Source organism: Bacteroidota bacterium (assembly GCA_030706565.1).
Classification (GTDB): domain Bacteria; phylum Bacteroidota; class Bacteroidia; order Bacteroidales; family JAUZOH01; genus JAUZOH01.
This window is the reverse complement of record JAUZOH010000327.1, coordinates 1-4,235: the sequence shown is the minus strand read 5'-3', so window position 1 is coordinate 4,235 and position 4,235 is coordinate 1. Positions and strand designations below refer to the sequence as shown.

General features: G+C 38.7%; 6 protein-coding genes. All 6 read left to right on the top strand.

Translation table 11 applies throughout. The annotated features are described in order from the left end of the window. A partial coding sequence (locus Q8907_13430) for a phosphoenolpyruvate synthase (protein MDP4275273.1) occupies positions 1–744 on the top strand: 744 nt, incomplete at its 5' end. Positions 745–983: 239 nt separating this feature from the next. Then, positions 984–1,256: a hypothetical protein gene (locus Q8907_13425; GenBank protein ID MDP4275272.1), complete on the top strand. Its 273-nt coding sequence runs from the start codon at positions 984–986 to the stop codon at positions 1,254–1,256. 26 nt (positions 1,257–1,282) lie between these two features. Continuing rightward, positions 1,283–2,359, top strand: coding sequence for an iron ABC transporter permease (locus Q8907_13420; GenBank protein ID MDP4275271.1), 1,077 nt, complete (start codon positions 1,283–1,285; stop codon positions 2,357–2,359). 1 nt (position 2,360) lies between these two features. Further along, positions 2,361–3,350, top strand: a complete 990-nt coding sequence (locus Q8907_13415; protein MDP4275270.1) for an ABC transporter ATP-binding protein — start codon at positions 2,361–2,363, stop codon at positions 3,348–3,350. 96 nt (positions 3,351–3,446) lie between these two features. After that, the gene (locus tag Q8907_13410; GenBank protein ID MDP4275269.1) at positions 3,447–3,659 is read left to right on the top strand and encodes a hypothetical protein; all 213 of its coding nucleotides are present in this window, start codon (positions 3,447–3,449) and stop codon (positions 3,657–3,659) included. Positions 3,660–3,772: 113 nt separating this feature from the next. After that, a complete protein-coding gene (locus Q8907_13405) occupies positions 3,773–4,123 on the top strand; it encodes a hypothetical protein (protein MDP4275268.1) in 351 nt (116 codons plus the stop codon). The last annotated feature ends 112 nt before the right edge of the window (positions 4,124–4,235 follow it).

The window sequence follows — 4,235 nt, the reverse complement described above, 5'->3', positions numbered from 1 at the left end:
GTGGTTACTTTTTCAAAGATATTGAATCATGAGACCTTTCCCTTGGCAAAGATTATCAGCGAATTGATGGAAATTGGGCAAAAAGAAATGAATAATCCGATAGAAATAGAATTTGCCGTAAATCTGGATGTTGACCCTGGTGAGCCCCGTCTGTTCAATTTTCTTCAGATCAGACCCATAGTTGAAAATGATCAACATATTGTCGTAAAAATCGATGAAGTGCCCAGGGAAGAAACTATTATCTATTCTACCTCCGCATTGGGAAATGGTTCGATTGAGAACATCAGGGATTTTATTTATGTGAAACCGGAAACTTTTAATCCCGCTGATAATAAGCAAATTGCCCTGGAAATTGAAAAACTGAATGAGCAATTTGTTGCCAATGAAACGAATTATGTGCTGGTTGGGCCCGGCCGATGGGGCTCACGTGATCCCTGGCTGGGTATCCCCATAAATTGGGTACAAATCTCTCAGGCACGTGTCATTGTAGAATCGGGGTTGAGAAATTTCAGAATAGATCCCAGTCAGGGTACGCATTTCTTCCAGAACCTGACTTCTTTCCGGGTGGGTTATTTCACCATCAATCCATACATCAATGAGGGTTATTACGATGTGGATTTTCTGAATCAACTACCTGCCTGTTATGAAAACGACCACCTTCGCCATATATCCTTTGAAAAACCTCTCAAAATATTGATAGATGGGAGGAAAAATATGGGCGTGATTTTTAAACCGACTGTTTGAAAATATTGGGAATTGGCATAACTCCCGGCCGTCTTAATATGCAGAAAATGCAGAAAAATTGCCTGGAATTTGTACTTTTGTTAAAAATACTGTTGTCGATAGCTGGTTAAAATTATATGTTTTGTGAATTGTCTCGATTTGAACAGTGGCCATTGGATTGTTTCTCAAAATGCCTGATGGCAATTGAAATAAATAATTGATCATTATATAATTACAAATTAATTTAATTCTATATTATTATGAATAATGTAAGATGTTTGAAAAAGGATATTAATGCCTTGACTTATGAGTTGGTGAATGAATGTTTGACATATAAAATATTCCATCCTGAAGCCAATGCAGAAAAAATTGACTCTATCGTTAAAGATGTTATAACACATCGCAATGACCTTATCGCCCGTGTAAATCATCCTGAAGGTAAAACTCCTAAAGAAATAAAAGCCGCATTTCAGGGAATAAATAAGGATATTAAGGAGAAATTTGTTGGTTTATTGGATAAATTGGCTGAATAAGAAATATTTTCAGACTTGTATTTTAAATGAGACAGATTGATAACCAACAACCTGACGAAATGATTAAGACAGGCCAAAGGAAGTATTATACCTTGTTGGGATCTATCCTGGCGATGGTACTGGTTTTTTTCCTTTGTGATTTACTTATCGGATCTGTCAAAATTCCACTCCGGAATGTTATTTCAATTCTGACCGGAAGTTCGGTTTCACAGCCAGAGTGGAATGTTATTTTATTTGATTTTCGAATTCCAAAGGCGGTTACTGCTTTACTTGCCGGAATGGCGCTTTCTGCAGCAGGCCTTCAGATGCAGACTATCTTTCGTAATCCCCTTGCCGGGCCTTATGTCTTGGGCATCAGTGCAGGTGCAAGTTTCGGCGTTGCCCTGCTGGTACTTGGGTTTTCCTCCTATTTCTCATTGAGCCTGCTCGGGCTTGCAGGGAATTTTATGGTGGTTATTGCGGCCTGGTTAGGTGCCGGATTGATTCTGCTGCTCATTTTTTCGGTTTCTTTGAGGGTAAAGGACATAATGACCATTCTGGTGCTGGGTATTATGTTTGGAAGCGTAACTTCGGCAATTGTAAGCATACTTCAATATTTCAGCAATGAATCCATGCTGAAATCTTTTATTGTCTGGACAATGGGAAGCCTTGGCGGAGTTTCCAAGGTTCAGTTATTTGTGCTGGTTCCATGCATAGTAGTTGGATTACTCATTGCTTTGGCTTCTTCAAAAATATTGAATGCTTTGCTGCTGGGCGAAAACTATGCACAAAGCCTGGGCTTAAACGTTAAAAGGGCCCGTTTCCTGGTTTTTTTTAGTACCAGTTTGCTGGCCGGAAGTATTACCGCTTTTTGTGGCCCAATTGGCTTTATCGATATAGCTGTGCCACATATTGCCCGCCTCGTTTTTAAAACCGCCGACCATCGTTTCCTGATGATTGCAACCATGCTGATTGGTGCGGTGGTCATGCTTTTTAGTGATATGATCTCTCAAATGCCCGGAATGGGCAATACTTTGCCCATTAATTCGGTAACTGCCCTTGTAGGTATCCCGATTATCATCTGGCTTGTGATTAAGAATCAGAAAATTTCCCAGTTGACCTGATATGTTGAAGATTGATAATTTAAAGATAGGATATACAACTGCTCATGGAAAAACTACAGCAGTATTGGAAAACCTTTGTCTTTCGGCAAAGAGGGGAGAGCTGATCGCACTGATTGGAGAAAACGGGGCCGGGAAAAGTTCCCTTTTGCGTACCATTGTTAAGTTACAAAAGCCTTTATCAGGAAAAATTTCTTTGGATGATAAAAATATAAACACTTACCTTTCTTCACGCTTTGCCCGCAGGGTGGCTTTTGTCTCCACTGAACCTGTACAGGCTAGCTACCTTAAGGTATTTGACCTGATTTGCCTGGGACGGTTTCCTCATACCAATTGGTTCGGGCATCTTGATCAGGAAGATTATCTTAAAATTAATGAAGCAATTGAGCTGATGGGCATGCAAAAATTTGTTGATAAAAATCTCAATCAGCTGAGCGACGGTGAGCGGCAAAGGGCCATGATAGCCCGGACCCTGGCTCAGGATACAGACCTGATCGTTCTCGACGAACCCACTGCCTTTCTTGATTTGCCTAACAAATACGAAATTGTACATGCCCTTGGCAATTTATGCCGGAAGAAGAACAAGACCATCCTCTTTTCTACCCATGATCTGAATATCGCCCTCAGGCAGGCAGACAAAATCTGGATGCTGGCTGGCAAACAAATTTTCGAAGGTGCTCCTGAAGACCTGGTTTTAAACAATATGTTTGACCGGCTCTTTGATCAAAGCAGCCTGCATTTTGACAGTAAGCTGGGCGATTTTATGCTTCCTTCCCGTACCGGAATACCTGTTTCTTTAAATGGAACCGGATTGCCGGCATTATGGACTCAAAAGGCCCTTGAAAGGCTAAATTATAAGGTCGTCTCAAAAGATTCTTACTTTTCTGTTACTATTGCTCAAAACGAAGGCAAACCCCAATGGATACTTAAAAAAAATGATGCCATAACTTATGCAGATTCAATTTATTCTTTATCTTTACTTTTAAAGAAATAAATTCTATTCCTTTTGATATCAATCAAGTATACAATGATTAATGCAAGCGGTTGTTTATAAGGTGTTTAATTTTTTTATTAACTATAAAATTTTTACATGATGACGATTAAAAAAATTATTTCATATTTTCTGGTTGTTGTGATTCTTCTCTTTACCGTTATTGCCTTATTGGGTGTTTGGGGAATAATTCCGCTGGAAAATTTCATGGCAAAATTTATGTCTTCCCTGCTGATAATTTTAGCTGCATCGGCGGTTATCCTTTTTATTTTCAGTGTGTTGATCAAATCACCGGAAGAGAAGGAAAAATAAGATCTTTTTAACAAAAAATTTCATGAAATTGCCAATGGAAAATATGAATTTATTTTCATTGGCAATTAATTTAAAACCAATATTGTTCCGGAATTTCCAATCATTTCCCTTTCGTGGTTTGGGAGGAATTTGTGGTCATGCCCAACCATCCACCGCACAAAAATATTATTCCTGACTATCCTTCAACGCAATCATCAATAAAACCGCCAATATTAATTAAAACCCAAAATAAATTTGGCCCGCAATCGCAAAATATGGCATCCATTATTCGGGGTTATAAAACCGGGGTGAAAAAATATGCCACCCAAAATAAAATTAATTTCGCCTGGCAATCCCGGTTTTATGATCATATTATCCGTGACGATAAATCCTTTCTGAGAATCGGAAATTATGTCATGAATAATCCCTACTATTGGAAGGAAGATCAATTCTTGAATAATAAATTATTTAAGTTTCGCAAGTAGTATAAAGGGGTTATAACAGATTTCTCTGTGGCACTCTGTGTTAAAACTCTGTGGTTCTCTGTGTAATAAGTCGATACAATAACACAGAGGTACACAGAGGAATATTTCTCAT

Excerpts from the sequence above, each read along its gene's own strand:
- Q8907_13425 (MDP4275272.1), top strand. The coding sequence starts at position 984 with ATGAATAATGTAAGATGTTTGAAAAAGGATATTAATGCCTTGACTTAT.
- Q8907_13420 (MDP4275271.1), top strand. The coding sequence starts at position 1,283 with ATGAGACAGATTGATAACCAACAACCTGACGAAATGATTAAGACAGGC.
- Q8907_13415 (MDP4275270.1), top strand. The coding sequence starts at position 2,361 with ATGTTGAAGATTGATAATTTAAAGATAGGATATACAACTGCTCATGGA.
- Q8907_13410 (MDP4275269.1), top strand. The coding sequence starts at position 3,447 with ATGATGACGATTAAAAAAATTATTTCATATTTTCTGGTTGTTGTGATT.